Genomic DNA, 26,844 nt, shown 5'->3' with positions numbered 1-26,844 from the left:
TCTATTGACTAGATTGTTTTTCAACAGTATGTAAAGGATGCCTCATGGCATCCTTTACTCTACATTGCTCGGAAGCGGCAAAATAAATACTTCTACTCGCCTATTTTTCGCTTTTCCTTCCGGTGTATCATTTGAAGCTACCGGACGATGCTCGCCGTAAGCAATTGCACTAAATTTATTAGGGTCTAATTCTCCGTTTTGTAATAATACTTGCATAAAATTCAATGCACGCTGCGAACTTAACTCCCAGTTCGAAGTAAATCTTGAATTAGAAATCGGAACTGTATCAGTGTGACCAGAAACTGTAATTTCACGTGGTGCTGCGGCAACTAATAACTGAGCCATCTCATTTGCCATTGAAAGTGACTCTGACTTCACTTCTGCTTGTCCTGTATCAAATAGTGCATTATCTAAAATTGTCACCATTAATCCTCTCTCTGTTAGTTCTGTTTGAAACGAAGAGGATAACTGTTTATCAACAATATATTGATCAATGCTTTGTTGCACTTCTTTTAATTCATTCATCTCTCGCTGCTTGACTTCTGCTTCTAGCTGTTCTTTAGACTTTTCAGGTGCTGGCGTTTCTCCAGATAAATCTTTCTCATCAACTGGCTTTTCATCACTTAAAAACTCTTTTGTCCCAGTACCACCAGAAAAACTCTCATTCATCGCAATTGCCATCTGTTTAAATTTCTGTGCATCAATTGAGCTCATCGCAAATAAAACGATAAAAAGAGCAAACAATAAAGTGAGCATGTCCGAATACGGAAGAAGCCATGTTTCATCAATATGTTCTTCGCGCTTTTTCTTCTTTCGTTTTTTACTCCGCATCTTGGTCTGCTCCTTCTTCTAGCTTTCTACGCTCAGCAGCAGGCATCGCTCCTAAAATACGATTTTTCATTACAAATGGATACGTACCTTCTTGTAACATAAGTAAACAATCAATCATAAGACGTTTTTTTTCTAACTCTTCTGCTGATTTTTGTTTTAACTTATTAGCAAATGGATGCCATAATACGTAACCGGAGAAAATACCGAAAATCGTTGCAATAAATGCTGCAGAAATTGCACTACCCAACTTATCCATATCCGTTAAGTTTCCTAGAGCGGCAACAAGCCCAATTACAGCACCTAGTACACCAAGTGTAGGAGCGTATGTACCCGCTTGCGAAAAAATGGCTGCTCCTTTTGCATGACGTTCTTCTATCGCTTCTAGTTCCGCTTCTAAAATTTGTTCCAAATCTTCTGCTGATACACCGTCAATCACAAACTTCATACCACGAAGTAAAAATTCATCTTCTACTTCATCTAACTGTTTTTCAAGAGACAAAATACCATACTTTCTACTCTCCGATGTCCAATGTACAAATAAATGTAACAACTGCGCATATGTCAGATTTTTTTTATTTGCCACAAAAATAACTTTAAATAGTTTTGGAATCCGTTTTAATTGACTCATCGGAAAAGCGATACAAATTGCTGCAATTGTTCCAACGAAAATAATTATAAAGGCAGCTGGATTTATTAAGGCCTCTAATGCTGCTCCTTTTAAGAACATCCCAAGTACAATCGCAATAATTCCAAGAATAATTCCGATGATAGTTGCAAAATCCATTGTTGTTCCCTCCTAATCTCCACACACAAGAAGCAATTCTTTAAAAATCATTACATCCTTTTATATACATATTACATAAAAACCGTTTTATATGGAAGATTAGAATTAAATTCATTAAAAAAATAATGTAAAAAAAGCACATTTTTACGAAAAATTTTCATATTATTTACATCATATTTACATTTTTTATTTTTCTTTTATTTTTTTATAAAACAAAAAAGAGGACAACACGCCCCCTGTTTATCAACCTATTAATTTCCTTTTCCATTCTTCTGGCCAAGCTTCCCCTCTACCTGTTTTCTTCGAAGCTTGCACCATCGCACCGCGGCCAACAAGACAAATGTCGCCTTTTTCATTTTTCACCATATAATGAAGATCAACTGAAGATGTACCGATATGTCCAGCTTTCACATATACTTTTAGCTGTTCATCAAAGTAAATTTGTTTTAAGAAATTACACTGTAAATCAGCAACAACAACCATTGTTTCAGATGACGCATGTGTCCATTCTTGCATGAATCCAAGCTCTTTAAAAAAGTTGATACGAGCTTGTTCAAAATACGTAAACGCTACACCGTTGTTCATGTGACCAAACATATCAGTTTCTGAAAATCGAACAGTAATTGGCGTATAAAACGAAAAACCTTCTGACCATTTCTCAAAATCTTCGATATAACTAATCTTCTTCATAATTTCTCTCCCCCTTATAAAGTGAAGCTTTAATGCGCGTAGACTTGCCTACTAATTGTTAGTTGAAACAATTAGGCTTTTACGGGTTATTCACTTCCACCTGAAGCTTTTTTAAGCTTCCCACGTTTTTTCTCAAGTTTTAAGGTGGGATTTTACAGCCCGCAAATAGCAGGATAAAAATTGCCCCTTCGAACCGAAGAGGCAATTTGAATTAATAGTTATTGTCGCTACCAAAGAAGTCTTTAAATGATTGAATCGTCGTATCACGGTTTAAAGCTGCAATTGATGTCGTTAATGGAATACCCTTTGGACATGATTGCACGCAGTTTTGTGAGTTACCACAGTTTGCAAGACCACCGTCTCCCATCATGGCACGTAAACGTTCTGCTTTATGCATTTCACCTGTTGGATGCGCATTAAACAGACGTGCTTGCGAAAGTGGAGCTGGTCCAATAAAGTCTGATTTGCTGTTTACGTTTGGACAAGACTCTAAACATACACCGCAAGTCATACATTTTGACAGTTCATACGCCCACTGACGCTTTTTCTCTGGCATTCTTGGTCCTGGACCTAAGTCATACGTACCATCAATAGGTACCCAGGCTTTTACACGCTTTAACGCGCTAAACATACGGCTTCGATCAACTTGTAAGTCACGTACAACCGGGAATGTCTTCATCGGCTGCAAGCGAATCGGCTGCTCTAATTTATCAACTAGGGCTGTACAAGATTGCTGTGGTTTACCATTTATCACCATAGAACATGCACCGCAAACTTCCTCTAAACAGTTCATGTCCCATGCGATTGGTGTTGTTTTCGTTCCCTTTGTATCAACTGGGTTACGACGAATTTCCATCAGCGCCGAAATAATGTTCATATTTGGACGATATGGAATTGTAAACTCTTGATCATATGATTGTCCGTTCGGTCCATCTTGTCTTGTTATAATGAGGCGGATTGTTTTCTCAGACATGTTGCTTATCCCCCTTCTTCTCTTCTGTAGCAGCTACTTTGCTCTTCTTCGTGTAATCACGCTTACGTGGTTTAATTAATGAAATATCAACATCTTCATAATGGAATGCAGGCGCTTCATTTGCACCAACGAACTTCGCCATTGTTGTCTTTAAGAACTCTTCGTCATTACGCTCTGGGAATTCTGGTTTGTAATGCGCACCACGACTTTCGTTACGGTTATAAGCACCGATTGTCATTACACGTGCTAAATGTAGCATGTTATCAAGCTGACGCGTAAATGACGCACCTTGATTACTCCATTTTGCTGTATCGTTAATGTTGATTTTTTTGTAGCGTTCCATTAATTCTACAATTTTATTATCTGTTTCTAGTAACTTCTTATTCTCACGAACTACCGTTACGTTCGCTGTCATCCACTCACCAAGCTCTTTATGGATAACATAAGCATTTTCATTACCATCTAAAGATAAAATATCATTGAACTTTTCTGTTTCAATTAATTCATTTTGTTCATATACAGTAGAAGAAACTGCATCAGAAGATTTAGACAGACCTTTCATATACTCAATTGCACGAGGTCCAGCTACCATACCACCGTAAATTGCTGATAATAATGAGTTTGCACCAAGACGGTTTGCACCGTGCATAGAGTAATCACACTCACCAGATGCAAATAAACCTGGAATGTTTGTCATTTGATTGTAATCAACCCATAATCCACCCATTGAATAATGAACAGCTGGGAAAATCTTCATCGGCAATTTACGTGGATCATCACCCATGAATTTCTCATAGATTTCAATAATTCCACCAAGTTTAATATCAAGCTCTTTTGGATCTTTATGAGAAAGATCTAGGTATACCATGTTTTCCCCATTAATACCAAGCTTTTGCTCTACACATACATCAAAGATTTCACGCGTTGCAATATCACGTGGAACAAGGTTTCCGTATGCTGGATACTTCTCCTCTAAGAAGTACCATGGTTTACCATCTTTATATGTCCAAACGCGACCACCTTCACCACGAGCAGATTCACTCATAAGACGTAATTTATCGTCTCCTGGAATTGCCGTTGGATGAATTTGAATAAACTCACCGTTTGCATAATAAGCGCCCTGCTGATATACAGCAGATGCCGCTGTACCTGTATTAATAATGGAGTTTGTTGATTTTCCAAAGATGATACCAGGGCCCCCTGTTGCCAAAATAACGGCATCAGCTGGGAAACTCTTAATCTCCATAGATTGTAAGTCTTGTGCTACGATTCCGCGGCATACACCCTCGTCGTCTACAACAGCACGTAAGAAATCCCAACCTTCATATTTCGTTACAAGGCCCGCCACTTCATGGCGACGCACTTGCTCGTCTAATGCATATAATAATTGCTGACCAGTTGTTGCACCTGCAAATGCTGTACGGTGATGTTGCGTTCCACCGAATCGACGGAAGTCTAACAATCCTTCTTCTGTACGGTTAAACATAACACCCATACGGTCCATTAAATGAATAATTCCCGGTGCAGCTTCACACATCGCTTTTACTGGTGGCTGATTTGCTAAGAAATCACCGCCGTAAATTGTATCATCAAAGTGAATTAACGGAGAATCTCCTTCTCCCTTTGTATTTACAGCACCATTAATACCGCCTTGTGCACATACAGAGTGAGAACGTTTTACCGGTACTAAAGAGAACAGTTCTACGTTTACCCCTGCTTCTGCTGCTTTAATCGTTGCCATTAAGCCAGCTAGTCCACCGCCGACTACAATTAATTTCCCCTTCATGCTCTCCCACTCCTTACTGATTTGCTAACTGTGGATCAATGAACGCCAATAATGAGCTCACACCTACGTAAGATAATGCTAAGAAAATACCGATTGTTACAAAAGTAGAAATACGTTGTGAACGAGGCGACACTGTAATTCCCCAGCTAATGAAGAACGTCCATAATCCATTAGCGAAGTGGAAAATTGTTGAAATGACACCAACTAAGTAGAAAGCGAACATAGCTGGATTGTTTAAAATGTCTGCCATCATATCATAATCTACTTTTTGTCCTAACGCTGCTTGAATACGCGTTTGCCATACATGCCATGCTAAGAAGATTAGCGTAACAACCCCTGAAATGCGTTGAAGAACGAACATCCAGTTACGGAAGTAGCTGTATGATATTGCATTATTTTTCGCCGTAAACGCAATATATAGACCATATATTGCATGGTACAACAATGGAATAAAGATAATGAAAATCTCCAGCGCATAGCGGAATGGAAGCATTTCCATAAAGTGCGCAGCTTTGTTAAAAGCTTCTGCTCCTCTTGTTGCAAAGTTGTTAATCATTAAGTGTTGAATCAAAAAGACACCAACCGGGATGACTCCCATCAATGAGTGCCACTTGCGAAACGTATACTCGCGGCCTTTCATGTCCCCATTACCCCCCTTGAATGTTTACCTGCTGCTGTTTCCAGTATTGTTTTATAGCAATAACGTTTTTTCACTATTGCTATAAGAAAAACTGAAAAAATTATTCTAAATATTTCAGCATAATTTGATAACAAATCCATTTTACTCCTATTTTTGTCGGAGCGTCAAGAAAACGTATACATAATTTGTACATAATTTTCCTATATGCGATAAAACTTTTTAAATGAGGTCTGACCTCATAGGAACCTTTCCAAAAAACGACTAATATACATTAAAATCCTTTTAAAAAAATACATTTTTTTCCAACTAACTCATCTGCAACCTACAACAAATATATTGATTTTTTACAACGATAACTTTATTTTTCTTCCGTCATATTTTTCCCGAGAAATACCTGTGTTTCCATGTACGAAATGTTATATAATATGGGCTGTATAGAAAGAGGGGAACATTGTGAACGAAAAAAAATTCGACATAGACGCTTTACAAAATATTTCATTAAATGCATTTGCTTACGAATTATTACGTGAAGAGCTACTACCTGATTTGCTTGGTAAAGAGCTTGACGCTATTTTATACTGGGCTGGTAGAAACTTAGCACGAAAGTATCCACTTGAAACGACAGAGGAAATCATTCATTTCTTTGAAAAAGCAGGCTGGGGGACTTTAGTAATTACAGATCATAAACGCCGTGATATGCAATTTCAGTTAACAAGCCCACTTATTACCGAACGTTATAACGAAAAAAGGCACTCTTCTTATCAACTAGAAGCAGGATTTGTTGCAGAGCAAATCCAAACGCAACGCGGTGTAGTCGCTGAATCTTACGAAGAGCAAAAAAAGCGTTCTGATGCAATTCACTTCCTTGTAAAATGGGATGTAAAAGATCCTGTAGAAGTATAATACCTTCCTATTAGTCAACTAAACACACATGTTTGGTTGACTTTTTACATACTAGTAGTTCCTCCTATCTAATAAGAAAACCCTCCATTTTGTACCTATATATTTTGACTTTCAAAAAAATATAACAAAAAAAGCCATTGAAATAACAATGACTTTACTTATCTTTGGCAAAATAAGATTGAATCGTTTCCGCTACAGTTTGCGGCATTCCCGCTTCAATAAACTGTTCAGTGGTCGCTTCTTTCATCTTTTTCACAGAGCCAAAATGCTTCAACAATATCTTTTTACGTTTTTCCCCAACACCTGGTATTCCATCTAAAGCCGACTGAATTAAAGATTTTCCGTGCATTTGTCGATGGAATGTAATGGCAAATCGGTGTACTTCATCTTGAATACGTTGCAATAAATAAAATTCCTGACTGTTTCGTTCTAATATAACCGGCTCTGGCGGATCACCAATAATTAAATGAGACGTTTTATGTTTATCATCTTTTACAAGGCCGGCAGTTGGAATGAGTAATCCAAGCTCATTCTCTAACACATCTGTTACAGCAGCTAAGTGACCTTTTCCACCATCAATAACAATTAAATCTGGCAACGGTAAACCTTCTTTTAATACACGTGCATATCGGCGCCGCACGACTTCTCGCATCGACTCATAATCATCCGGTCCTTGAACTGTTTTAATTTTATATTTCCGGTACTCTTTTTTCGCAGCTTTTCCATCGATAAATACAACCATCGCAGAAACCGGATTTGTTCCTTGTATATTGGAGTTATCAAAGGCTTCAATACGATGCGGTGTTTCAATTTCTAAATGTTCCCCTAAATTTTCTACTGCTTTAATGGTGCGTTCTTCATCACGCTCAATTAAATAAAATTTTTCACCAAGCGCAATCTTTGCATTTTTACTCGCTAAATCTACTAATTCTTTTTTCTTACCACGTTTTGGCTGTACAGCCTTTACAGCTAAAAATGTTTCCACCATTTCATTATCAATCGTACTTGGTACAACAATTTCTTTTGGTTTGAAATTTTGGTTTTGATCATAAAACTGCCCGATAAACGTTAAAAAACCTTCTTCTGGCTCATCATAAATTGGAAACATCGAAACATCTCTTTCAATGAGCTTCCCTTTTCGAACAAAAAAGACTTGCACACACATCCAACCTTTATCAACTGCATAACCAAAAATATCACGATCAACTAAGTCGCTCATAATCATCTTTTGCTTTTCCATAATTGCATCCATATGCGAAATTTGATCACGGAGCTCTTTTGCTCGTTCAAAATCTAATTTTTCAGAGGCCTCATACATTTTCTCTTCTAATTCTGTTCGCACTTCTTTATGGCCACCACTTAAAAACTTACTAATGCTATCTACAATTTCATTATTCTCTTCTTCTAATACTTCTTTGACACAAGGGGCCAAACATTGTCCGATATGATAGTACAAACAAACTTTATCTGGCATATTTGTACACTTACGAAGCGGATACATTCTATCAAGTAGCTTTTTCGTTTCATACGCAGACTGCGCATTTGGATAAGGTCCAAAGTATTTTCCTTTATCTTTCTTTACACTTCTTGTAATTAGTAAACGCGGCTGATCTTCCGCTGTAATTTTAATAAATGGATATGTTTTATCATCTTTTAAGGCGATATTATATTTCGGATCATATTTTTTAATTAAGTTTAGCTCTAAAATAAGTGCTTCTAAGTTTGAAGAGGTGACAATATACTCTAAATCTACAATTTCATTAACAAGACGAAGCGTTTTCCCATCATGTGAACCTGTAAAATAAGAACGCACACGATTTTTTAATACTTTCGCTTTTCCAACATAAATTACTGTGCCTTGTTTATCTTTCATTAAATAACAACCTGGCTGATCTGGTAAAATTTCTAGTTTCTCTTTCAACTGATTATGCACTGCCATTCACCTCTTCCCACTACTATTACACCGCAACATACGTTCTTTTATTGTAAAACAAATGACAAGAAAAAGAAAATAGATGACATATAAAAAAGGCTGCCAAATGGCAACCTTTTTATATTATATATGGTTAGATAATAGTTCTTCTAACGCTTCTTTTGGTTTGTAGCCTAGTGCTTGCTCAACCACTTTACCGTCTTTTAATACGAAAAGAGCTGGAATGCTCATTACTTCGAAGTTACGAGCTGTTTCTTGGTTTTCATCAACGTCTACTTTTACTACCTTTACTTTATCGCCTAACTCTGCATCAATTTCTTCTAATACAGGAGCGATCATTTTACAAGGACCACACCATGGTGCCCAAAAATCTACTAATACAAGCCCTTCGCTTGTTTCAGCTGCGAAATTTTGATCAGTTGCGTTTACAATAGCCATCTGATTTCCTCCTTCATACTGTTTCTACCTCAAGTATATCACTAAGTTATATACGTGGCGAATATTATGTATCGTTATGTATTGTAACAAAAAAATGCTCCTTTATACTACAAAAAACACCGTTCATTACGGAAAAAAGCGAGAAGCAGGGGACTTCTCGCTTTTTATATATTTTATAGGGGTATTACCATAGGAACTCATGATAATCATTCAAACATATTTGAACGCTCAAGACACTAACTTCACTACTAATGGAGACAATGCAAAACTTCTGCTTGCCTTATCTCATATACGCCAGTCAAGAACACTAACTATCACTGTGCATGACCAGATTCTCTCCCAACGAAACAGAAACATTTTTTTACGAATGTACTTTTAACTTTTTAAATTCTTCTGTTAATAGCGGTAATACTTCAAATAAGTCACCGACAATACCATAGTCAGCTACTTTGAAGATATTTGCTTCTGGATCTTTGTTAATTGCAACAATAATCTTTGAGTTCGACATACCAGCTAAATGCTGAATCGCACCAGAGATACCGCACGCAATATATAAGTCTGGTGTAACGACTTTACCAGTTTGCCCAATTTGCAGTGAGTAATCGCAGTACTCAGCGTCACAAGCACCACGAGAAGCACCAACTGCTCCACCAAGTACATCTGCTAATTCTTTCAGTGGTTTAAAGCCTTCTTCACTCTTTACACCACGACCACCAGCAATGATTACTTTTGCTTCAGAAAGGTCTACACCTTCTGCAGTTTTACGAACAACATCTTGAATGACTGTACGTAAGTCTTTTACATCAACTGTCATTGATGATACGTCACCTGCGCGCGCTTCATCTTTTGTAAGAGATTCGATATTATTTGGACGAATTGTCGCAAATAGTACACCATCTGTTACAATTTTCTTTTCAAACGCTTTACCAGAGTAAATTGGACGTGTGAATACAATGTTTCCACCCGCTACTTCTAATGCTGTAACATCAGAAACAAGACCAGCCTGTAATTTCGCTGCTAATTTTGGAGATAAATCTTTTCCTAACGCAGTATGTCCGAAAATAATACCTTCTGGCTTTTCCTCTTCATATACCGCAAGGAATGCTTGTGCATAACCATCAGATGTATATGAATTTAATTTATCGCTTTCAACTGTAACAACGCGATCTGCACCGTAATAAATAAGTTCATTTGCTAAAGAAGCGACTTTATCTCCAATTAAAAGACCAACCACTTCTCCGCCTTCTGCTACTGTTTTTGCTGCTGCTACTGCTTCAAATGATACATTACGTAAAGATCCGTCACGAATTTCTCCCATTACTAATACTTTACGAGCCATATGTTTTCCCTCCTGGATATACTAGTATTTTTTAAACGACTTTCGCTTCTGTATGGAGCAATGATACAAGTTCTTTTACTTGATCTTGCAGCTCGCCTTGCAACACTTTTCCTGCATCTTTCTGAGGAGGTAAATAGATTTCAATTGTTTTTGTTTTTGCTTCTACATCATCTTCCTCTAAATCTAAATCGTCTAATTCTAACTCTTCAAGCGGCTTTTTCTTCGCTTTCATAATACCTGGAAGTGATGGGTATCGTGGCTCATTTAAACCTTGCTGTGCTGTCACTAATACAGGAAGCGTCGTTTCAATTACTTCTGTATCTCCTTCAACATCGCGCTCAATTTTCACGTTTTTACCATCAATTTCAAGCTTTGTAATTGTTGTTACGTATGGCATGTTTAACGCTTCCGCAACGCGAGGTCCAACTTGTCCAGATGCACCATCGATCGCTACGTTACCACCTAGGATTAAATCCGCATCTTTATCTTTTAAGTACTCAGCAAGCACTTTTGCTGTTGTGAATTGATCTCCATTTTCAACATCATCTTCAATATTGATTAATACTGCTTTATCACAGCCCATTGCCAATGCCGTGCGCAGTTCTTTTTCACTATCTTCGCCGCCAACTGTAACAACAGTAATTTCACCGCCATGCGCATCTCTTACTAGAATTGCTTCTTCAATCGCATATTCATCGTAAGGGTTGATGATGAATTCCGCTTCGCCATCGTAAATTGCACCATTTTTAATTACGATTTTTTCTTCTGTATCAAATGTTCGTTTCATGAGTACGTAGATGTTCATTCTATTTACCCCCTTGTTTTTTATAAAAAATTTTAGTTAATTGAAATTTTCAGTTATTTTATAACAAAAAAATATTTACTATTTCCCACTAAAAGATGGTTTGCGCTTTTCTAGAAAAGCTGCAACGCCTTCTTTTCCATCCTCACTAATAAATACATCGCCAAAGAGCTGCGCTTCACGCTGCACTCCCTCATAATAATCAGGAGATTTTGTCGTTTGTAATAAATCTAATACAGCGCGAGTTGTCGCTGGACTTTTCAGTGCAATTGCCTTTGAAATTTTCAGCGTCTCTTCTATTAAATTATCTTCTTCAAACGCTTTGTTTGCAAGACCGCATTCCACTGCTTCTAAACCAGAAATTGGAGAACTTGTTAACATCATCTCACAAGCTTTTGCCTTTCCAACGTAACGCGGTAAACGTTGCGTTCCTGCGAACCCTGGAATTAAACCTAGCATTAACTCCGGTAAGCCAAGTTTTGCATTTTCAGTTACAAAACGCATATGACAAGACATAGCAAGCTCTAGGCCACCGCCTAGCGCTGCCCCATGAATTGCCGCAATAATTGGTTTGGAAAACTTTTCTACACGTTCAAATACTATTTGTCCATGTTGAGCAAGCTTCATCGCTTCTTTCGCTTCTACTACAGAAGTAAACTCTTTAATGTCCGCTCCTGCTGAGAAAAAGCGACCTTCTCCATGAAGAAGTACAACGCGTACGTTCTCATCTTTTTCTACTTCATCCAACAATTCACCAACTTCACTAATTACTTGTGAAGACATTGCATTTGCTGGCGGATGATTAAGTTTAACTACCGCTACATAATCTTCCACTGTTACAGATAAGAAATCCAACATAATCCCTCCCATTATTGACGATAGCCACAAGCTGAAACTAATAGCTCATGCACCGTATTTGAAAGTGCGACCAAGTTGTATTTATGATCGCTCATTACCCAGTTGGTCACAACCTCATCTACTGTTCCAAAAATCATTTGCCTTGCTACTCGAACATTTAAATCTGCACGAAACTCTCCTTGCTCCACACCGACTTGTAAAATTTGATCAATGACTTGCAAGTATCCTTTCAATACTTCATTAATTTTGAGGCGTAAATCTTGGTTAGACTGACGAAGTTCTAATTGTGTAACAATGGCTAAGGAATCATTTTGTGAAAGTAAAGAGAAGTGCGTTTCTACCAACATAAATAACTTCTCTACAGCGCTTTCAATTCCTGCTGTTTTTTGCCGAATTGTTTCGATAAATTCTCCCATCTTCTCTTGGAATAAGGATATTAATATATCTTCTTTATTTTTGAAGTATAAATAAATTGTACCATCGGCAACACCAGCTTGCTTTGCTATTTTTGAAACTTGTGCTTGATGATAGCCATTTTCAGCGATAACAATCACCGCTGCATCAATAATTTGGTTATATTTTGGTCTGTTCTTTTTCACATTACTGTCCCCTTAAAGAATATGAATGACTATTCATTCATATTCCAATAATACTGATTATTTAAAATGTTGTCAATAAAATAACATAAAAAAAGAAAGGGCTTCTTTAGCCCATTTTCTCATCGTCCTTCTTTTGTAACTCTTCATCAACAAGAACGCGTCGTAAAATCTTTCCGACTGTTGTTTTTGGCAATTCTTTACGAAATTCATAAATTTTTGGTGCTTTATAAGCAGCTAAATACTTACGAGCAAACGTATTTAACTCTTCTTCTGTACATTCCACCCCTTCTTTTATAACAACAAAGGCTTTTACAGTTTCGCCTCGATATGGATCTGGCACACCGATAACAACAACCTCTTGTACTTTTTCATTTTCATATAATACTTCTTCTACTTCACGTGGATATACATTAAATCCACTCGCTACAATCATATCTTTCTTCCTATCTTTCACATAAAAGAATCCATCTTCATCCATATACCCAACATCCCCAGTATGAAGCCATCCATCTCGAAGTACTGCTGCCGTTTCCTCTGGTTTGTTCCAATACCCTTTCATAATTTGTGGGCCTTTTGCTATAATTTCACCAAGCTCGCCAGGTGGTAGCGGTTCACCAGTTTCAATTGATACAACACGCGAATCTGTATCTGGCCATGGCACACCAATACTACCAGGAACACGTCTTTCCCATAAGAAATTACTATGTATAACAGGCGAAGATTCTGTTAAGCCGTATCCTTCAACAAGCTTTCCGCCTGTTATACTTTCAAACTTCTCCTGCACTTCAACTGGAAGCGGGGCAGAGCCACTAATACAAGCCTCAATAGATGAAATATCATACTTATCTAGCTCAGGATAATTTAATAACGCAATATAAATAGTTGGAGCACCTGGGAACAGCGTAACCCGATGCTTCTTTATTGCTTCTAATACCATTTTTATATCAAATTTCGGAACAAGTACCATTTTATATCCTTGCATAATCGATAAATTCATAACGGCTGTCATGCCATACACATGGAAAAATGGAAGAATACCAAGAATTACTTCTTCTCCTTCTTTACAGTTATACATCCAATGAATACCCATTACTGTATTTGCAACAAGATTTTTATGCGTTAACATAACTCCTTTGGGAAACCCTGTCGTTCCTCCTGTGTACTGCAATAATGCCAAATCTTCTTCAGGATCACAAGAAATTTCTATCGCTTGATCATCAGCTCTTTCAACTGACTTCCATACATGAATACGCTCACTTTCTGTTACAGCAACAGATAAATTCGTTTGCTTTTTTTGTATAAATGGATAAATTAAATTTTTTGGAAATGGTAAAAAGTCTGCGATGCGTGTAACGATGATATGCTCGATTTGAGTGGAGGACTGAACATTGGTGACTTTCGGAAACACAAGATCTAAACAAAGAATAACTTTTGCACCTGAATCATGCAACTGATATTCAAGCTCCCTTTCTGTATAAAGAGGGTTTGTTTGAACAACGATACCACCTGCCAATAACGTACCGTAATAACCAATAACAGCTTGCGGGCAATTTGGTAACATAATCGCAACTCGGTCCCCTTTTCCAATACCAAGTTTACGAAGATAATTTGCAAACTGTCTTACTTTACGGTCTAACTCTGAAAAAGTAATATCTTTCCCTAAAAAATGAAGCGCTTTCTTATTTGGGTATTTTGAAGATGTTTCCTTCAAATATACGTGAAGAGGCCTTATATCATAAGAAATTTCATGTGGAATTTCTTTTGGATAACTTTTGAGCCATGGTCTTTCCATTTTACAACTCCTCCTTCCAACAAAAAATGAATGTCTATTCATTTCGTTTGTACATCCATTATAGTATAGTAGTTGCACCGTTACAATCATAATATTCTAACTATTCTTAAACATTACATTTTCTTATTCACACTAGAAATAAGAATTTAAATATATATTAAAAAAGAACATACTTATCAATTTATATAAAACAGAAAAAGTGACTTATATTTTTATAGTCACTTTTTAACTCACTCGTATAATCGTCACAGCGGCACCTGGTGTAGCCGTCGATAATGTTGCCACTGCTACTAATCCAAATAACTGCAAACTAATTGTTGCTCCTGCTGGAATATTTGTAATGATCATGGCACTAAATGAAGTTGCAGCAACTGCAGGTGAATTAATTGTTCCAGCTAAAGGAGCGCCATTCACTGTAATTCTTGAACTCACTAGTAAGCCCAATGTTAAGTTAATTGTATATGAAATATAGTAATGTCCCGCATTTGCAATGGTGAATACTGTGTTTGCACCATTTATCGTTATACCAGTTCCAATATCTTGATTATTAGGAAGAGGCACATTCGTCCCGCCGAGAAGCACAGCTACAGCTGTTCCCGATGTATTGTTTGCAAACGCATATGTTTCAGTTACACTGAAACCTGTTGCTCCGGTTGGACCGGTTGGACCCGTTGCTCCAGTTGGACCCGTTGCCCCAGTTGGACCTGTTGCCCCAGTTGGACCTGTTGCTCCAGTTGGACCCGTTGCTCCAGTTGGACCCGTTGCTCCAGTTGGACCTGTTGCTCCAGTTGGACCTGTTGCTCCAGTTGGACCTGTTGCTCCAGTTGGACCTACTTTTGGTGTTGTTCCATCGCAACTAAAGCAACATTTACCCGCATTTACACTATGGTCACAACTGTAGCATACCGTTCCATAATTATATGCATTGTTCCGCCATAGAAACATAGTAACACCTTCTTTCTCTTATAGTTTTGCCCAATTTAGTAGAAGATGAAGCCAACTAACTGAAAGTTTCACTTTATCCCACATGTTGATACATAAATGTTATCTATGTTACTACATATTACATGCAAATCTCCCTACACTGGCTTGTACTTATACCTTTAACCCCCCCCATATTTTTAGCTCTCTGAACCTCATAATATATAAGAAACAAAACCTTCAAGATTCAACATATTTTCACACCAAAATACATAAATTGATATTTTTTCATTCTGAATTGAAAGAAAAGTATTGACATTATAATCCAAAGCATTATATTATCTATTTGTTGAGATTGAGAATCCCTTTCAATTAAAAGGTTTCCAGTCGTGCGAGTAATCGCAAAAATAAGAAAATATTATATTTTGGGGGAAGACAATGAAAAAGATCATTAGTATTCTTATGGTCGTTCTTCTATTCGCTGTTGGTTGCAGTCAGCCGACAGAAAAGAAAGAAGAAACGAAAGCAAACAACAAATCTGAAGCAATTACAATTAAGCATGCTGAAGGTGAAACGAAACTAGACAAGCCTGCGAAAAAAGTTGTTGTTTTAGAATGGGTATATTCTGAAGACTTATTAGCTCTTGGTGTTCAACCTGTCGGTATGGCTGACATTGAGAACTACAATAAATGGGTAAACACAGAAGTCAAACCTGGTAAAGACGTAGTTGATGTAGGTACTCGTCAACAACCAAACTTAGAAGAAATCAGCAAGTTAAAACCAGATTTAATTATTACAGCTTCATTCCGTGCAAAAGAAATTAAAGATGAGTTAGAACAAATTGCACCAACTATATTATTTGATCCATCAACAAATAACGACAACCACTTAGCTGAAATGACTGAAACATTCAATCAAATCGCTAAAGCTGTAGGCAAAGAAGCTGAAGCTGAAAAAGTGTTAAAAGAGATGGACAAAACATTTGCTGATGCAAAAGCAAAAATCGAAAAAGCTGAATTAAAAGATAAAAATATCGCAATGTCACAAGCGTTTACATTAAAAGATGTACCAACGTTCCGTATGCTAACAGATAACTCTATGGCAATTCAAATTGCGAAAGAGTTAGGTTTAACAAATGCTTTCAAACCTGGTACAAACGCACCAGATGGTTTCGAACAATCTACTGTTGAAGTACTTCAAACAGTACAAGATGCTAACTTCATTCCAGTTGTAGCTGATGATGATAATATTTTTGACAACTCATTAAAAGGTAACGCAGCTTGGGAGAACTTAAACTTTAAGAAAGAGGATCGAGTTTACAAGTTAAAAGGCGACACTTGGATGTTCGGTGGTCCACTTTCTGCACAATCTTTAGCTAATCAAATCGCAGATGTAATGACTGCAAAGAAGTGATTACACGATGAATAAAATACAACATTCACTTCGAGCAATGTTTGTATTTGGAGGAGGAGCAGCCTTGATGTTGCTCCTTTTCTTTATACATATTGGGCAAGGACCAGCTAACATTACATACAGTACAGTAATTGACGCTCTCTTTCATGCAGATAGCTCTCTAGAGCATCAAACATTAGTCATGCTTCGTTTACCACGAGCAGTAATGGCTATCTTGGCAGGAGGAGCACTTGCTGTATCTGGTGTTATTCTACAAACATTAACGAAGAACCCACTTGCTGAAGCAAGTACGATGGGAATTCATTCTGGTTCTTACTTCTTTCTTGTCGCCGCCGCAATTTTTTTACCGAAAGGATTAACAGAGCACGCACTACTGTTTACATTCATTGGAGGCTTAATCACTGCTTTATTCGTCTATCACATCGCAGGTGGACGAAAAAGTACGCCGCTTCGTATGGCATTAGCTGGTATGGTTGTGACGCTAATGTTATCGGCTTTTACAGGAACAATGCAACTCTTTTATGAAAATGAAACGGCAGGTTTATTCTTATGGGGGGCTGGATCTCTTATTCAAAATAACTGGGATGGTGTTCAATTTACACTTCCATTTGTTGCTGTTGCATTTGTTGTATTACTACTTATGTCTAGAAAATTAAACGTGCTTCTCCTTGGAGATGAAGTTGCTGTTGGACTTGGTGAAAAGCTAGAATTAACACGTTTCATCGCCTTTGTTGCAGCGATTTTTTTAACAGCTGTTACTGTTACAATTGTTGGACCAATTGGCTTCGTTGGCCTAGTCGCACCGCATTTAATGCGTATGATTGGCTATAATAAACATTTCCCACTCCTTCTTTCTTCTTTCTTATGGGGCGGAGTTTTATTATTAGGTGCAGATGTTATCGGCAGAGTCATTGATCCGACCGGAGCTGAACTGCCTGTCGGAGCTGTTACCGCAATGATTGGTTCACCGTGGCTAATTTATTTAGTATTTCGCATGATGAAATCGAAGAAATATATGAATAACGGTAGTACAAATTCAGGTGTACGTTCTCGCTATTTCTCTTATAAAAAAGTACTTATTGTTTCTTCGCTACTGTGCGTGCTAACAATTGTACTAGGCGTTATTATTGGTAGCAATGATTATATTTACAGTATCAAAAACGTACTATCAGGTCAGCTAACAGAATTTGATAAAAATATGATGATGAACTTACGTATGCCCCGTATGCTTGTTGCCGCGATTGCCGGAGCTTGCTTAGCTGTAAGTGGACTCGTCTTTCAAGGGGTATTACGGAACCCGCTCGCAGATCCAGCCGTTATCGGTATTTCATCAGGAGCAGGTGTTGGAGCATTAACGATTATGTACGTATTCCCTGCATTGCCAAGCTTCTTCTTACCACTTGGTGCATTTATTGGCGGACTTGTTGCAGTTGGAATCGTCCTCTTCTTCTCATGGAGAACAAGCTTTAATCCAACCGCACTCATTTTGATTGGTATTGGCGTTTCAGCGCTTGGTTCTGCCATTATTCAAGTATTTATCGTCAGAGCAAATTTAAATGTTGCCGCTGCATTAACTTGGTTATCAGGAAGCACATATGCAAAAGGATGGGGGCATTTAGAAAATATCATTCTATACCCATCACTCATTTTAATACCAATTATCTTCTATTATATGAAACAACTTGATGTTCTCGTCCTTGGCGATGAACTCGCAACCGGGCTTGGACAACACGTTAATAAAATACGTCTTATTCTTATCATCTTGGCAACGCTACTTGCAGCGGTAAATATTGCAGCTGTTGGTACAATCGCCTTCTTAGGACTTGTCGCACCACACTTAGCACGTCTATTTGTCGGTTCAAATCATCGTAAGCTATTTTTCTGCTCCATTCTTTTTGGAGCAACCTTACTTTGCATCGCTGACTTTATCGGACGTACTATCACATATCCGAAAGAAATCCCTTCTGGGTTAGTCGTAGCTGTACTTGGTGCTCCGTATTTCCTATGGTTAATGAGAAAAAGTGAGAAGAACGTATAACATAAAAAACGAAGGCTTCAGATTTGAAGCCTTCGTTTTTTATTAATCATTTCACCTATTTATCCTTATAACCTTTTTTATGCTTCGGATAATACGGCTCATAGCTACAACGACAATGACATTTTTTCACATAGTACTCTTTGTAATCATATTCGTAGTATTTTTCCTTATCCTTTTTACACCCATAATCTTTTTCGTGTTTTTCTTTCTTATCGTACTTATAATTTTTCTTATTTCCCATTTCTTTCAGCTCCCTTTCATTTGTTTGCCTTGCACTACACGATATGCATGTCCAAATAGAGTTGTCTCAGCTTGTCCCCTAAAGCAACTCTAGATTTTCTTATTAATTTTTGAATCTAAAAAGATAGTTGCAGGAAAAATGTACTCTTCCACGAATTACAACGTGAGTGAATGATTAGGAGGGATACAATGTATCAATCAATTGAGGGCTTTCTAAAATCATGGAAATACGAAGGGGACACAACGCAAAAGGTATTAGATGCACTAACGGATGATTCGTTATCACAAGCTGTGACAGAAGATCACTGGACATTAGGCGAAATTGCGTGGCATATCGTTATAACAATTCCACTTATTATGAAAAACACAGGTTTACAAATCGAAGAACAGCCAAAAGCAGATTCTACTCCAACATCTGCACAATTTATTGCAGATAACTACAGAAAGATGAATGATTCCTTTATAAAAGCTGTAAAAACGCAGTGGCGAGATGAAGATTTAAAAACAATCAATGACTTCTTTGGTCATCCAATGCCAAACGCTGTTTTCTTAGCAACAGTTGCTAATCATCAAAATCACCATCGTGGACAAATGTCAGTGCTTATGCGCCAAGCTGGACTAAAGGTTCCTAGTATTTATGGGCCGACAAAGGAAGATTGGGAAGCTGCTAAAACGAATGCATAGATAAAGTGAAACTTCACTCAGTGGGGGTATTCTTCATCTCCCACCTAAAAGTTTTGAGGTGGGAGTGTTACAGCCCGCAAATAGCGGGCTAAAAAAGAGCTGATACAAATCAGCTCTTCTTTATCTATGCCACATCATCTTTCTCAACATTTCGAATCCCATAATATGCAATCATAACACCCACAACAGCAAGCCCTAACTGAAGTGGAAGGAAAGCAGATGTTGAAAATTCCGGATTATTACTACAAGCAATTGTTACAACAAGAAAAGATGAAATAATTGTTGCTGGTATGGAATATTTTCGCATTCCAAAATATAAGGGAATTAAGCTCGCTCCTGCAGCTGCAATTGCAAGGGGAATCATTTTTATCACTTCTTTTATAAACTCACTTGTCGTTACAGAAATAGAAATAATCTCAAATTGATGATTAATAATAAAGACTGCTCCTGCTACAAAAATATTCGATAATAAAATCGTAACAAATGTTAGTAACCCTATGATGAGTAACTTACTAGCAATGATTTTTTTTCGGCTAATTGGATACGAGAATAAAATTAAGATTGTTCGATTTTTATATTCTTCAATGACAAGTTTAGCAAGTAATACTGCGGCAAAAATAATAAATACCATTCTTACCATTGCACTAATTAACTCAAAAGCCTGCTCATAACTTGTAACGAATAAGTCTCCTTCGATTTGCGCTATATAGAACATGAAACATATCATAGCAGGCATTAACATATTAGCAATAATTGCTCCTTTTACATACCAACCAAAGTTATATTTTTTCATTTCTAACTTTATAAGTTGCAGCATAACATTTCCCCCTCTCCGAATTCATCTACTTTCTCCCACATTAACAATCTTGATTTTATGGTCCATTCACGTAGGAGAAAGTAGGAGTTTGAAGCTCATTTCTATAACAATTAATTTATATTTATAGTCCCTTTTTCACTTAAGATCTTCAATTCATTTGATCCGTTTCCAATCTTTCCTTCTTTCGAATTTTCAGTATTTGTTTTGTTCTTTAAACCGTCTAAATCAACTGTTATATCAGATGAACCACTGTTAGCTGTAAATGCTAGTGAAGTGGGAATCTTTTTATAAGATACAGCGATATCCCCTGACTTTGTTTCTACAAATAATGATTTTTCCTCTCTTATATCCTTAATTACTACTTCACCGTCAGTTGAAATAATTTTCATCTTAGGGCTAGATACATTTGTAATATAGTTATCACCTATAGTGGAAGCTACAATTAATTCCTTAAACGAACTATCTTTCAAACTTAGTTCCCCATCTTTTGATGTAAACTTACCTTTATTTGCTGACAGTCCTTCAATTTTTCCAGCGCCAAAATTGTTTGATATTACAATATTTTCTGTTGTTATATCATCCATCTTCATATCTCCAGAACTATTATTTAATGTAATAGTATCCACTCCACTCTTTGGTATAGAAATATAAATAGTACCTTTCTTTCCAAAAGTGAACCTATCAATAAAGCTGCCACCTTCTTCTTGCTGATTCACTACAACTTTCTTCCCATCATTTTCAATTATCACAGGATCTTTTTTCTTATTTTTTTGTTTTCCCTCGACTACAATTTTTATTTTGTTGGATTCAGTATTTTTAAACTCAATATCCCAAGATCCGTTATGGATTTCTAATTCTTCAATACTACTTGCCTTAAAGGAATTTTCTTTTTCAAAACTCTTTGCTCCTACTTCATTGAGACTAAAAGCTAGGCCTCCAACTACAATGAATCCAATCAAAGCGAATACGACTTTTTTCAAATTTTATTCCTCTTTTCATTTTAAGTTTAAGCCACGTCAATTTTGTCGATTTTATGATACGAAAGGTAGGCAATTGTAAGACCAAATAAGCAAAATGCAATTGGTACGCCAATGAACTCATATAAACTAGCAGTACTCCCTCCGTCAGATACAGTTGCATTAATGAAAACACCTATTAAAACAGCTGAAGTAATTGTTGTAGGCGTTGATTTTTTTCTCATCCCAAAATATAGAGGAATTAAACTTATGCCAGCAATCATAAATGCATTTATAAATGTAGATGGAATGGTCGCAATTACATCATGAATACGTACTGGTGCTTCAAAAAATCCTATCATTGGATTTAGGAAAAATGTTAATAGACCGATAATAAAAGTAGCGATTACTATACTGAGAAAACAGAATACAAAAACAATAGATAATTTCGCCTGCATGACTGTTTTCCTTGATAATGGATACGAAAATAGTAATTGCATCGTTTTACTTTTGTATTCATCAATAACTAAGCGTGATAACATGACAGCTGAGAAAATAATAAATGTAATTCGAATAAAAATATTTGTTAATGACATAAACCCATCATAATCTGGAAACATACGCTCACTTTCTCCTTGAGATCCCCATGCCATCAAACCAACAACGGTGAAAATTGAAATAATACAAATTGCTACTCCTTTCAAATAACGAGATAAATGATGCTTTTTCCATTCTAGTTTCATCAGTTTAAGCATGAATTCCCTCTCCATTCATTACATTTACAAAATACTCTTCTAATGAGCTATGCTTCTTATTAATACTCTCAATCTCCACATCATTCATAATTAACGTTTTCGATATTTCTTGTTGCGTCACGCTCATTTCATACACACGAATCATATTTTCACTCATAATTTTGTAGTTTGTTATATGTAATTTATTTTCTAACATATAAGCTGTTCGCTTCACATCTGGAACAGAAATTTCAATGTACTCTGTTTGTTTTCCATTAATACTCTTCATGGACACTTCTTTTATGAGCTTTCCATTTTGAATAACGCCAATGGTATCTGCCATTTGTTCAATTTCACCTAAAATGTGACTAGAAATGAGTAACGTAATGCCGTATTCCTTACAAAGCATTTTAAATAACTCACGCAACTCCCGAATTCCCATCGGATCTAATCCGTTAATCGGTTCATCTAAAATTAACAATTCTGGTTTTGTTATAATCGCCCTTGCAATTCCAAGCCTCTGCTTCATCCCTAATGAAAAGTCTTTTACTTTTTTATCATTAATATGCTGTAAATTCACAAGATCTAACGCCTGATCTATCGCCTTCTTATCGTAATATCCCATGTATTCACAATGTAAATATAGATTTTCTTCCGCTGTTAACTTCTCATAAAAAACTGGATATTCAATAATTGTCCCCATCCGCTTTAGCACTTCATAAGATGTATTTGTTAGCTTCTCACCAAAAACCTCAATATCTCCACTCGTCGGCTTCATTAATGTTGTAAGCATCTTCATAATAGTAGTTTTACCTGCACCATTTGGCCCTAAAAAGCCATATATTTCTCCCTTTTTAACATGCATATTGACTCCTGAAACAACTTCTTTTCCTTGTAACACTTTCGTTAATCGATTTGTTTTTATAATGTAAGTCATAACATTTCCCCCTTTCATTACTCTGCTATATTTGTATTGTAAAAAATAAAATTCTCTTTTTTCTTACTCATTTCTTACAAAATTCTTAAGTTCAAAAAAGCTTGTAGAACTTCTTTTTCTACAAGCTAAAAATTTAGTCTCTTCAAACTGATTGTAAACAATGTTTTCTCATAGGGTATACTAGAAAGATGAATTTCTCCCCCTAACGCTTCTACAAGCCTTTTCGTAATCGTTAATCCAAGGCCACTCCCTTGATAAGAACGATTTCTTGAATCCTCTAGCGTATACATCCTCTCAAATACTTTATCAATATGAGATTCATCAATTCCTTTTCCTCGATCCCACACATCGACATAGACACATATTTCATCACTTCTTACTGTAATACCAAGCGCCTTACCTTCATATCCGTATGTAATCGCATTTGATATTAAATTATTTAATACGCGACCGATGACTTCTGTATTTCCAAGTGCATATACATCTTTCTCTGATATATCAATATGAACCTCAAACCCTTTTGTCGTTAATAAATCATAAAACGATAAAATCTTTTCTCGGCACACCTCATTCATATTCACCTTTGTCATCTCAATTTCTTTATCTCCAGACTCCAATTTTGCTAAGTCAAAAAATTTATGGATGAGCTCCATGACTTCAAGTGTTTTCCCATGTACTTTTTCTAACAATAGATTCCGCTCTTCTTCATCAATCGTTTTATCTTCATTTAACATTTCTGTATATCCAAGAATGACAGTCAGTGGTGTTTTTAAGTCGTGTGATATGTTAGAAAGCATCTTTCTCATAGAAATCTCAACTTTTACATGATTTGCATTTGTTTTTTGTTTTGCATCTAATAAACGGTTAATGGTAACAAGTAATTGTCTTAATTCCTTATCATCTGTTATAACTAACAACTTTTCACCACTTTGCTTCTCCACAATTTCTTGCAACTTTTCATATGTATAACGTACATTCCCGACTTTTTCTTTCTGTATTCGATATTGTACATAAATAATAAAAAACAATAGAAAAATAATGCTTATTAATACCCATACCATTTTATATCACTTCCATCTTATAGCCGATTCCCCATAATGTTTTAATGTATCTCGGATTAGACGGATCATCTTCAATTTTCTCTCGTAACCTACGCATATGAACATTTATGACATTATCATCACCGTAGTATTCCTCATGCCAAATTAGGTTATAAATTTGTGCTTTCGTAAACACACGATTTTTATTTTTCACAAACAGTTTTAAAATCTCAAACTCTTTTGAAGTAAGTTTAATATGCGTTCCTCTTTTTTGCACAGTAAAGTTCACAACATCTATTTGTAAACCATCAATTCCTAGTATTTCTTCTTTCTGTTTAGACTCCGAGTATTGAGTAGACCTTCGAATACCTGCTTTTACCCGAGCCACTAATTCAATCATAGAAAACGGCTTACATATGTAATCATCTGCCCCAAGCCCTAAACTAATCGCCTTATCGACATCTGTATCTTTAGCAGACATCATTAAAATGGGAACAGCGCTTTTCTCCCTAATGATTTTTACAACTTCTAGTCCATCAATTTTAGGCATCATAATATCTAAAATAACAAAATCAAATGAGTCTTTAAAAAACGCCCTAGCCCCTTCTTCTCCATCAGATGCGATTGTGATATGGAAACCTTCTTTCACTAAATACTTTTCAACCATTTCTTGAATCGCAATATCGTCTTCTACTAGTAAAATTTGATGTGACACGTTTCCACCCCTTTTTACAAACATTAACAATTCAATTGTAACTGAACGGTACAAGAGTGAAAAGAATTATATGAAAATTCAATCCAACTTCATTTCTTCCAGCAACAGTGATATGATGGAATTCACTATAATGATTTATCATTGATTGATATAAAGGAGACTTACAATGTCAGAAAATAAAAAAGTAAGCTTAGCGGATTTAATGCGTGAACAACTTGCGAAGAAAAAACAAGGTGGCACAGACGATCAAAATTTAAAAAATCAAAGCCAAGCAACAAAAAAGTTACAAAACCAACAAACGAAAAAGGCAAATAATCAGCGCCGTCGTACAGGTGTGTAAATGAATGGTCAACAGCGCATTAACATTTCACCTGGTCTTGAAGTAGATATCGTCTTAAAGAAAGATCAGCGTACTGGAAAACTAACACGCGGCATTGTAAAAGACATTTTAACGAATTCACCCTCTCACCCGCATGGGATTAAAGTTCGTTTGCAAGATGGACAAGTTGGCCGTGTGCAGTATATTGTACAAAATGAAAAACGAGGCAAATAATCAGCCTCGTTTTTTATTACATTCCCCTAATATTGTCTTTTTTCTCGAAACCATAACGTTGCAATCCACTTTTCCCCCTCATGCACCATACTCCCTTCATGAAGCGACATTGGATGTGGTTCATTTGTCCCTTTCTTGGTAAGAGATAATAAAGTTGTTTAATTTCTAACCTTTTAAATGTGTTTGTAGACAAAAATCAATAATAAAGTTGTTTAAATCTTGTTCAACTAAAGCACCCGTTAGTTGAACAAGATTTAAACAAATTATTGAGATTATTCTTCTTCGTCTAGAAAATTAAAATCACCATCAAGAAGATCCTGTAAATACTCATCAAAGCTGTTTGCAATCACTTCATATTGATCAGGGTCGTGCAAAAAGCGAATTATTTGCCCACATACACCTTCATCAGAAGGGTTAAAATCAATATAGAGTCTTGATGTTCCACCATTGTTCATACAGTCTGAAAAATGAATATACGTGCCAGGGAGAAGTCCTTTTGGATTTATCTTAGAATCAACAGCATCCTCGTCATCTTGGTACTCTAAAAGATAGGAGACGTCTTCTTCTTCTTTTGAACTTTCGAGTATCTGCTGTGTAGAAAGCAAATAATATGGATACTCTTCAACATCTGATCCTAAAATACATACCGCAATTTTGTTTTCTCCATATTTCCGCCAATATGTACCATCAATATTTTCAAGTAAAGAGATTAGTGATTCTGGACAATTTGGATATTCTGACCTTAATGTATCAATATCCTCTTTTGTAGCACCGTACGCTTTATTTAGTGCCTCGAGCTCATCTGTTGATAATGCTGCTCTCAAGCCGTTTAAAAATTTATTTACCAAATCCATTATTTCGTCCTCCCAATAATAAAGTATAAAATTTATTTATTAGGCTATATACCTAACATACATAAGATTATTCACTTTTATCGAAAGCCTCATTTCATCTTTTTGTTCAAGCAAATATAAGCAAATAATCCCATTGTAATTATTGATAGGATAATTTTAGCATATTTCCCCTCTTGAAATATGTCCGTAAATATCAAAATCAGAACATTTCCACTCTACTATTTGTAATAAATTGAAATTTTTTTATAGAGCTAACCTGCACGGTTAGTTCAATAAGAATTAAAGAACTTTATTATTTTTCAAAGGATTTTATTGTAAATTAAACAACTTTAAAGAGCCTTACTACAATATGATTTGTAGCGAGGCTCTTATATTTTTAAATCAGAATTAAATAACTTTATTATCACTTTACATTTCTTACAATTTTCGAATAAAGTGAAACTTCACTCAGTGGGGCCCCACTGAGTGTTAGTTGAACCAATCGGGCTTTTACGGGCTGTTAATGCGGGATAAAATGACAACACCACATACTATGTTCATATTAGGGCTAGCAATACCAAATCAAAAAGAAAAG

General features: G+C 36.3%; 28 protein-coding genes. 6 read left to right on the top strand and 22 right to left on the bottom strand.

Going from position 1 to position 26,844, the window contains the following annotated elements; translation table 11 throughout:
- Window positions 1-54: 54 nt before the first annotated feature.
- The 6 genes from motB to BAMA_RS13485 all read right to left on the bottom strand — a co-directional run bounded on the left by motB (window position 55) and on the right by BAMA_RS13485 (window position 5,704).
- On the bottom strand, window positions 55-831 hold the full coding sequence (gene motB / locus BAMA_RS13510; protein ID WP_034639890.1) for a flagellar motor protein MotB: 777 nt from the start codon (window positions 829-831) through the stop codon (window positions 55-57).
- Entirely contained in the window at window positions 821-1,615 is a 795-nt protein-coding gene (gene motA, locus BAMA_RS13505; protein WP_034639888.1) for a flagellar motor stator protein MotA, read from the bottom strand. Before motA ends, motB begins: the two co-directional genes overlap by 11 nt.
- Window positions 1,616-1,858: 243 nt before the next feature.
- A complete protein-coding gene (locus tag BAMA_RS13500) occupies window positions 1,859-2,305 on the bottom strand; it encodes an acyl-CoA thioesterase (protein ID WP_034639886.1) in 447 nt (148 codons plus the stop codon).
- 211 nt (window positions 2,306-2,516) lie between these two features.
- Window positions 2,517-3,278 (bottom strand): succinate dehydrogenase iron-sulfur subunit, encoded by a 762-nt coding sequence (gene sdhB / locus BAMA_RS13495; RefSeq protein WP_034639884.1) that lies wholly within the window; start codon window positions 3,276-3,278, stop codon window positions 2,517-2,519.
- On the bottom strand, window positions 3,271-5,064 hold the full coding sequence (sdhA, locus tag BAMA_RS13490; protein ID WP_034639882.1) for a succinate dehydrogenase flavoprotein subunit: 1,794 nt from the start codon (window positions 5,062-5,064) through the stop codon (window positions 3,271-3,273). The genes sdhB and sdhA overlap by 8 nt, the downstream gene beginning before the upstream one ends.
- Before the next feature lie 13 nt (window positions 5,065-5,077).
- Complete coding sequence (locus tag BAMA_RS13485) at window positions 5,078-5,704, bottom strand: succinate dehydrogenase cytochrome b558 subunit (RefSeq protein WP_034639880.1); 627 nt, start codon at window positions 5,702-5,704, stop codon at window positions 5,078-5,080.
- 453 nt (window positions 5,705-6,157) lie between these two features.
- Between BAMA_RS13485 and BAMA_RS13480 the strand changes: the two genes are divergently transcribed.
- Window positions 6,158-6,607 (top strand): YslB family protein, encoded by a 450-nt coding sequence (locus BAMA_RS13480; RefSeq protein ID WP_034639878.1) that lies wholly within the window; start codon window positions 6,158-6,160, stop codon window positions 6,605-6,607.
- A gap of 154 nt (window positions 6,608-6,761) precedes the next feature.
- Here BAMA_RS13480 and uvrC read toward each other — a convergent pair whose 3' ends face one another.
- The 8 genes from uvrC to BAMA_RS13440 form a co-directional block, all read right to left on the bottom strand.
- Entirely contained in the window at window positions 6,762-8,540 is a 1,779-nt protein-coding gene (gene uvrC, locus BAMA_RS13475) for an excinuclease ABC subunit UvrC (protein ID WP_034639900.1), read from the bottom strand.
- Window positions 8,541-8,663: 123 nt separating this feature from the next.
- Window positions 8,664-8,978, bottom strand: a complete 315-nt coding sequence (gene trxA, locus BAMA_RS13470) for a thioredoxin (protein ID WP_034639876.1) — start codon at window positions 8,976-8,978, stop codon at window positions 8,664-8,666.
- Window positions 8,979-9,339: 361 nt separating this feature from the next.
- Complete coding sequence (locus BAMA_RS13465; RefSeq protein WP_034639875.1) at window positions 9,340-10,317, bottom strand: electron transfer flavoprotein subunit alpha/FixB family protein; 978 nt, start codon at window positions 10,315-10,317, stop codon at window positions 9,340-9,342.
- 31 nt (window positions 10,318-10,348) lie between these two features.
- Window positions 10,349-11,122, bottom strand: coding sequence for an electron transfer flavoprotein subunit beta (gene etfB / locus BAMA_RS13460; RefSeq protein ID WP_034639873.1), 774 nt, complete (start codon window positions 11,120-11,122; stop codon window positions 10,349-10,351).
- Between the two features lie 78 nt (window positions 11,123-11,200).
- Window positions 11,201-11,977, bottom strand: a complete 777-nt coding sequence (locus BAMA_RS13455) for an enoyl-CoA hydratase (protein ID WP_034639871.1) — start codon at window positions 11,975-11,977, stop codon at window positions 11,201-11,203.
- Between the two features lie 11 nt (window positions 11,978-11,988).
- A complete protein-coding gene (locus BAMA_RS13450; RefSeq protein WP_034639869.1) occupies window positions 11,989-12,576 on the bottom strand; it encodes a TetR/AcrR family transcriptional regulator in 588 nt (195 codons plus the stop codon).
- 106 nt (window positions 12,577-12,682) lie between these two features.
- Complete coding sequence (locus BAMA_RS13445) at window positions 12,683-14,368, bottom strand: long-chain-fatty-acid--CoA ligase (RefSeq protein ID WP_034639867.1); 1,686 nt, start codon at window positions 14,366-14,368, stop codon at window positions 12,683-12,685.
- A gap of 225 nt (window positions 14,369-14,593) precedes the next feature.
- Entirely contained in the window at window positions 14,594-15,313 is a 720-nt protein-coding gene (locus BAMA_RS13440) for a BclA C-terminal domain-containing protein (protein ID WP_034639865.1), read from the bottom strand.
- Between the two features lie 414 nt (window positions 15,314-15,727).
- On the opposite strand from BAMA_RS13440, the gene BAMA_RS13435 reads away from it, so the two are divergent.
- The gene (locus BAMA_RS13435) at window positions 15,728-16,702 is read left to right on the top strand and encodes an ABC transporter substrate-binding protein (protein WP_034639863.1); all 975 of its coding nucleotides are present in this window, start codon (window positions 15,728-15,730) and stop codon (window positions 16,700-16,702) included.
- A gap of 7 nt (window positions 16,703-16,709) precedes the next feature.
- Window positions 16,710-18,740, top strand: coding sequence for an iron ABC transporter permease (locus BAMA_RS13430; protein WP_034639861.1), 2,031 nt, complete (start codon window positions 16,710-16,712; stop codon window positions 18,738-18,740).
- A 55-nt stretch (window positions 18,741-18,795) separates the two neighbouring features.
- Here the strand turns inward: BAMA_RS13430 and BAMA_RS13425 are convergent, their stop codons facing one another.
- On the bottom strand, window positions 18,796-18,981 hold the full coding sequence (locus BAMA_RS13425) for a hypothetical protein (protein WP_034639859.1): 186 nt from the start codon (window positions 18,979-18,981) through the stop codon (window positions 18,796-18,798).
- Between the two features lie 188 nt (window positions 18,982-19,169).
- Between BAMA_RS13425 and BAMA_RS13420 the strand changes: the two genes are divergently transcribed.
- The gene (locus tag BAMA_RS13420; RefSeq protein WP_034639857.1) at window positions 19,170-19,664 is read left to right on the top strand and encodes a DinB family protein; all 495 of its coding nucleotides are present in this window, start codon (window positions 19,170-19,172) and stop codon (window positions 19,662-19,664) included.
- Between the two features lie 124 nt (window positions 19,665-19,788).
- On the opposite strand, the gene BAMA_RS13415 is transcribed toward BAMA_RS13420, so the two are convergent.
- The 6 genes from BAMA_RS13415 to BAMA_RS13390 all read right to left on the bottom strand — a co-directional run bounded on the left by BAMA_RS13415 (window position 19,789) and on the right by BAMA_RS13390 (window position 24,863).
- Window positions 19,789-20,481 carry an ABC transporter permease gene (locus BAMA_RS13415; protein ID WP_034639855.1) on the bottom strand — a complete coding sequence of 231 codons (693 nt, stop codon included), beginning with the start codon at window positions 20,479-20,481 and terminating at the stop codon, window positions 19,789-19,791.
- Window positions 20,482-20,591: 110 nt separating this feature from the next.
- Complete coding sequence (locus BAMA_RS13410) at window positions 20,592-21,461, bottom strand: DUF4097 family beta strand repeat-containing protein (RefSeq protein WP_034639853.1); 870 nt, start codon at window positions 21,459-21,461, stop codon at window positions 20,592-20,594.
- A gap of 26 nt (window positions 21,462-21,487) precedes the next feature.
- On the bottom strand, window positions 21,488-22,192 hold the full coding sequence (locus tag BAMA_RS13405) for an ABC transporter permease (RefSeq protein WP_034639851.1): 705 nt from the start codon (window positions 22,190-22,192) through the stop codon (window positions 21,488-21,490).
- Window positions 22,185-23,108: an ABC transporter ATP-binding protein gene (locus BAMA_RS13400; RefSeq protein ID WP_034639850.1), complete on the bottom strand. Its 924-nt coding sequence runs from the start codon at window positions 23,106-23,108 to the stop codon at window positions 22,185-22,187. Before BAMA_RS13400 ends, BAMA_RS13405 begins: the two co-directional genes overlap by 8 nt.
- Window positions 23,109-23,233: 125 nt before the next feature.
- Complete coding sequence (locus BAMA_RS13395) at window positions 23,234-24,169, bottom strand: sensor histidine kinase (protein WP_034639848.1); 936 nt, start codon at window positions 24,167-24,169, stop codon at window positions 23,234-23,236.
- A gap of 1 nt (window position 24,170) precedes the next feature.
- Window positions 24,171-24,863 carry a response regulator transcription factor gene (locus tag BAMA_RS13390; RefSeq protein ID WP_034639846.1) on the bottom strand — a complete coding sequence of 231 codons (693 nt, stop codon included), beginning with the start codon at window positions 24,861-24,863 and terminating at the stop codon, window positions 24,171-24,173.
- 166 nt (window positions 24,864-25,029) lie between these two features.
- Between BAMA_RS13390 and BAMA_RS24950 the strand changes: the two genes are divergently transcribed.
- Both BAMA_RS24950 and BAMA_RS13385 read left to right on the top strand, forming a co-directional pair.
- Entirely contained in the window at window positions 25,030-25,203 is a 174-nt protein-coding gene (locus BAMA_RS24950; RefSeq protein WP_200874687.1) for a hypothetical protein, read from the top strand.
- Window positions 25,204-25,416, top strand: coding sequence for a YwbE family protein (locus tag BAMA_RS13385; RefSeq protein WP_034639844.1), 213 nt, complete (start codon window positions 25,204-25,206; stop codon window positions 25,414-25,416).
- 272 nt (window positions 25,417-25,688) lie between these two features.
- On the opposite strand, the gene BAMA_RS13380 is transcribed toward BAMA_RS13385, so the two are convergent.
- On the bottom strand, window positions 25,689-26,270 hold the full coding sequence (locus BAMA_RS13380) for an SMI1/KNR4 family protein (RefSeq protein ID WP_034639842.1): 582 nt from the start codon (window positions 26,268-26,270) through the stop codon (window positions 25,689-25,691).
- Window positions 26,271-26,844 lie beyond the last annotated feature (574 nt).

The sequence above is a fragment of the Bacillus manliponensis genome, assembly GCF_000712595.1.
In the GTDB taxonomy this organism is placed as follows: domain Bacteria; phylum Bacillota; class Bacilli; order Bacillales; family Bacillaceae_G; genus Bacillus_A; species Bacillus_A manliponensis.
The sequence above is the reverse complement of the archived record's forward strand: the minus strand, read 5'-3'. Positions and strand labels throughout refer to the sequence as shown.

Bases quoted from the DNA above. Each gene is read 5' to 3' on its own strand.
- motB (WP_034639890.1), bottom strand. From the start codon at position 831: ATGCGGAGTAAAAAACGAAAGAAGAAAAAGCGCGAAGAACATATTGAT.
- motA (WP_034639888.1), bottom strand. From the start codon at position 1,615: ATGGATTTTGCAACTATCATCGGAATTATTCTTGGAATTATTGCGATT.
- BAMA_RS13500 (WP_034639886.1), bottom strand. From the start codon at position 2,305: ATGAAGAAGATTAGTTATATCGAAGATTTTGAGAAATGGTCAGAAGGT.
- sdhB (WP_034639884.1), bottom strand. From the start codon at position 3,278: ATGTCTGAGAAAACAATCCGCCTCATTATAACAAGACAAGATGGACCG.
- sdhA (WP_034639882.1), bottom strand. From the start codon at position 5,064: ATGAAGGGGAAATTAATTGTAGTCGGCGGTGGACTAGCTGGCTTAATG.
- BAMA_RS13485 (WP_034639880.1), bottom strand. From the start codon at position 5,704: ATGAAAGGCCGCGAGTATACGTTTCGCAAGTGGCACTCATTGATGGGA.
- trxA (WP_034639876.1), bottom strand. From the start codon at position 8,978: ATGGCTATTGTAAACGCAACTGATCAAAATTTCGCAGCTGAAACAAGC.
- BAMA_RS13465 (WP_034639875.1), bottom strand. From the start codon at position 10,317: ATGGCTCGTAAAGTATTAGTAATGGGAGAAATTCGTGACGGATCTTTA.
- etfB (WP_034639873.1), bottom strand. From the start codon at position 11,122: ATGAACATCTACGTACTCATGAAACGAACATTTGATACAGAAGAAAAA.
- BAMA_RS13455 (WP_034639871.1), bottom strand. From the start codon at position 11,977: ATGTTGGATTTCTTATCTGTAACAGTGGAAGATTATGTAGCGGTAGTT.
- BAMA_RS13445 (WP_034639867.1), bottom strand. From the start codon at position 14,368: ATGGAAAGACCATGGCTCAAAAGTTATCCAAAAGAAATTCCACATGAA.
- BAMA_RS13440 (WP_034639865.1), bottom strand. From the start codon at position 15,313: ATGTTTCTATGGCGGAACAATGCATATAATTATGGAACGGTATGCTAC.
- BAMA_RS13435 (WP_034639863.1), top strand. From the start codon at position 15,728: ATGAAAAAGATCATTAGTATTCTTATGGTCGTTCTTCTATTCGCTGTT.
- BAMA_RS13430 (WP_034639861.1), top strand. From the start codon at position 16,710: ATGAATAAAATACAACATTCACTTCGAGCAATGTTTGTATTTGGAGGA.
- BAMA_RS13425 (WP_034639859.1), bottom strand. From the start codon at position 18,981: ATGGGAAATAAGAAAAATTATAAGTACGATAAGAAAGAAAAACACGAA.
- BAMA_RS13420 (WP_034639857.1), top strand. From the start codon at position 19,170: ATGTATCAATCAATTGAGGGCTTTCTAAAATCATGGAAATACGAAGGG.
- BAMA_RS13415 (WP_034639855.1), bottom strand. From the start codon at position 20,481: ATGCTGCAACTTATAAAGTTAGAAATGAAAAAATATAACTTTGGTTGG.
- BAMA_RS13405 (WP_034639851.1), bottom strand. From the start codon at position 22,192: ATGCTTAAACTGATGAAACTAGAATGGAAAAAGCATCATTTATCTCGT.
- BAMA_RS13400 (WP_034639850.1), bottom strand. From the start codon at position 23,108: ATGACTTACATTATAAAAACAAATCGATTAACGAAAGTGTTACAAGGA.
- BAMA_RS13395 (WP_034639848.1), bottom strand. From the start codon at position 24,169: ATGGTATGGGTATTAATAAGCATTATTTTTCTATTGTTTTTTATTATT.
- BAMA_RS24950 (WP_200874687.1), top strand. From the start codon at position 25,030: ATGTCAGAAAATAAAAAAGTAAGCTTAGCGGATTTAATGCGTGAACAA.
- BAMA_RS13385 (WP_034639844.1), top strand. From the start codon at position 25,204: ATGAATGGTCAACAGCGCATTAACATTTCACCTGGTCTTGAAGTAGAT.
- BAMA_RS13380 (WP_034639842.1), bottom strand. From the start codon at position 26,270: ATGGATTTGGTAAATAAATTTTTAAACGGCTTGAGAGCAGCATTATCA.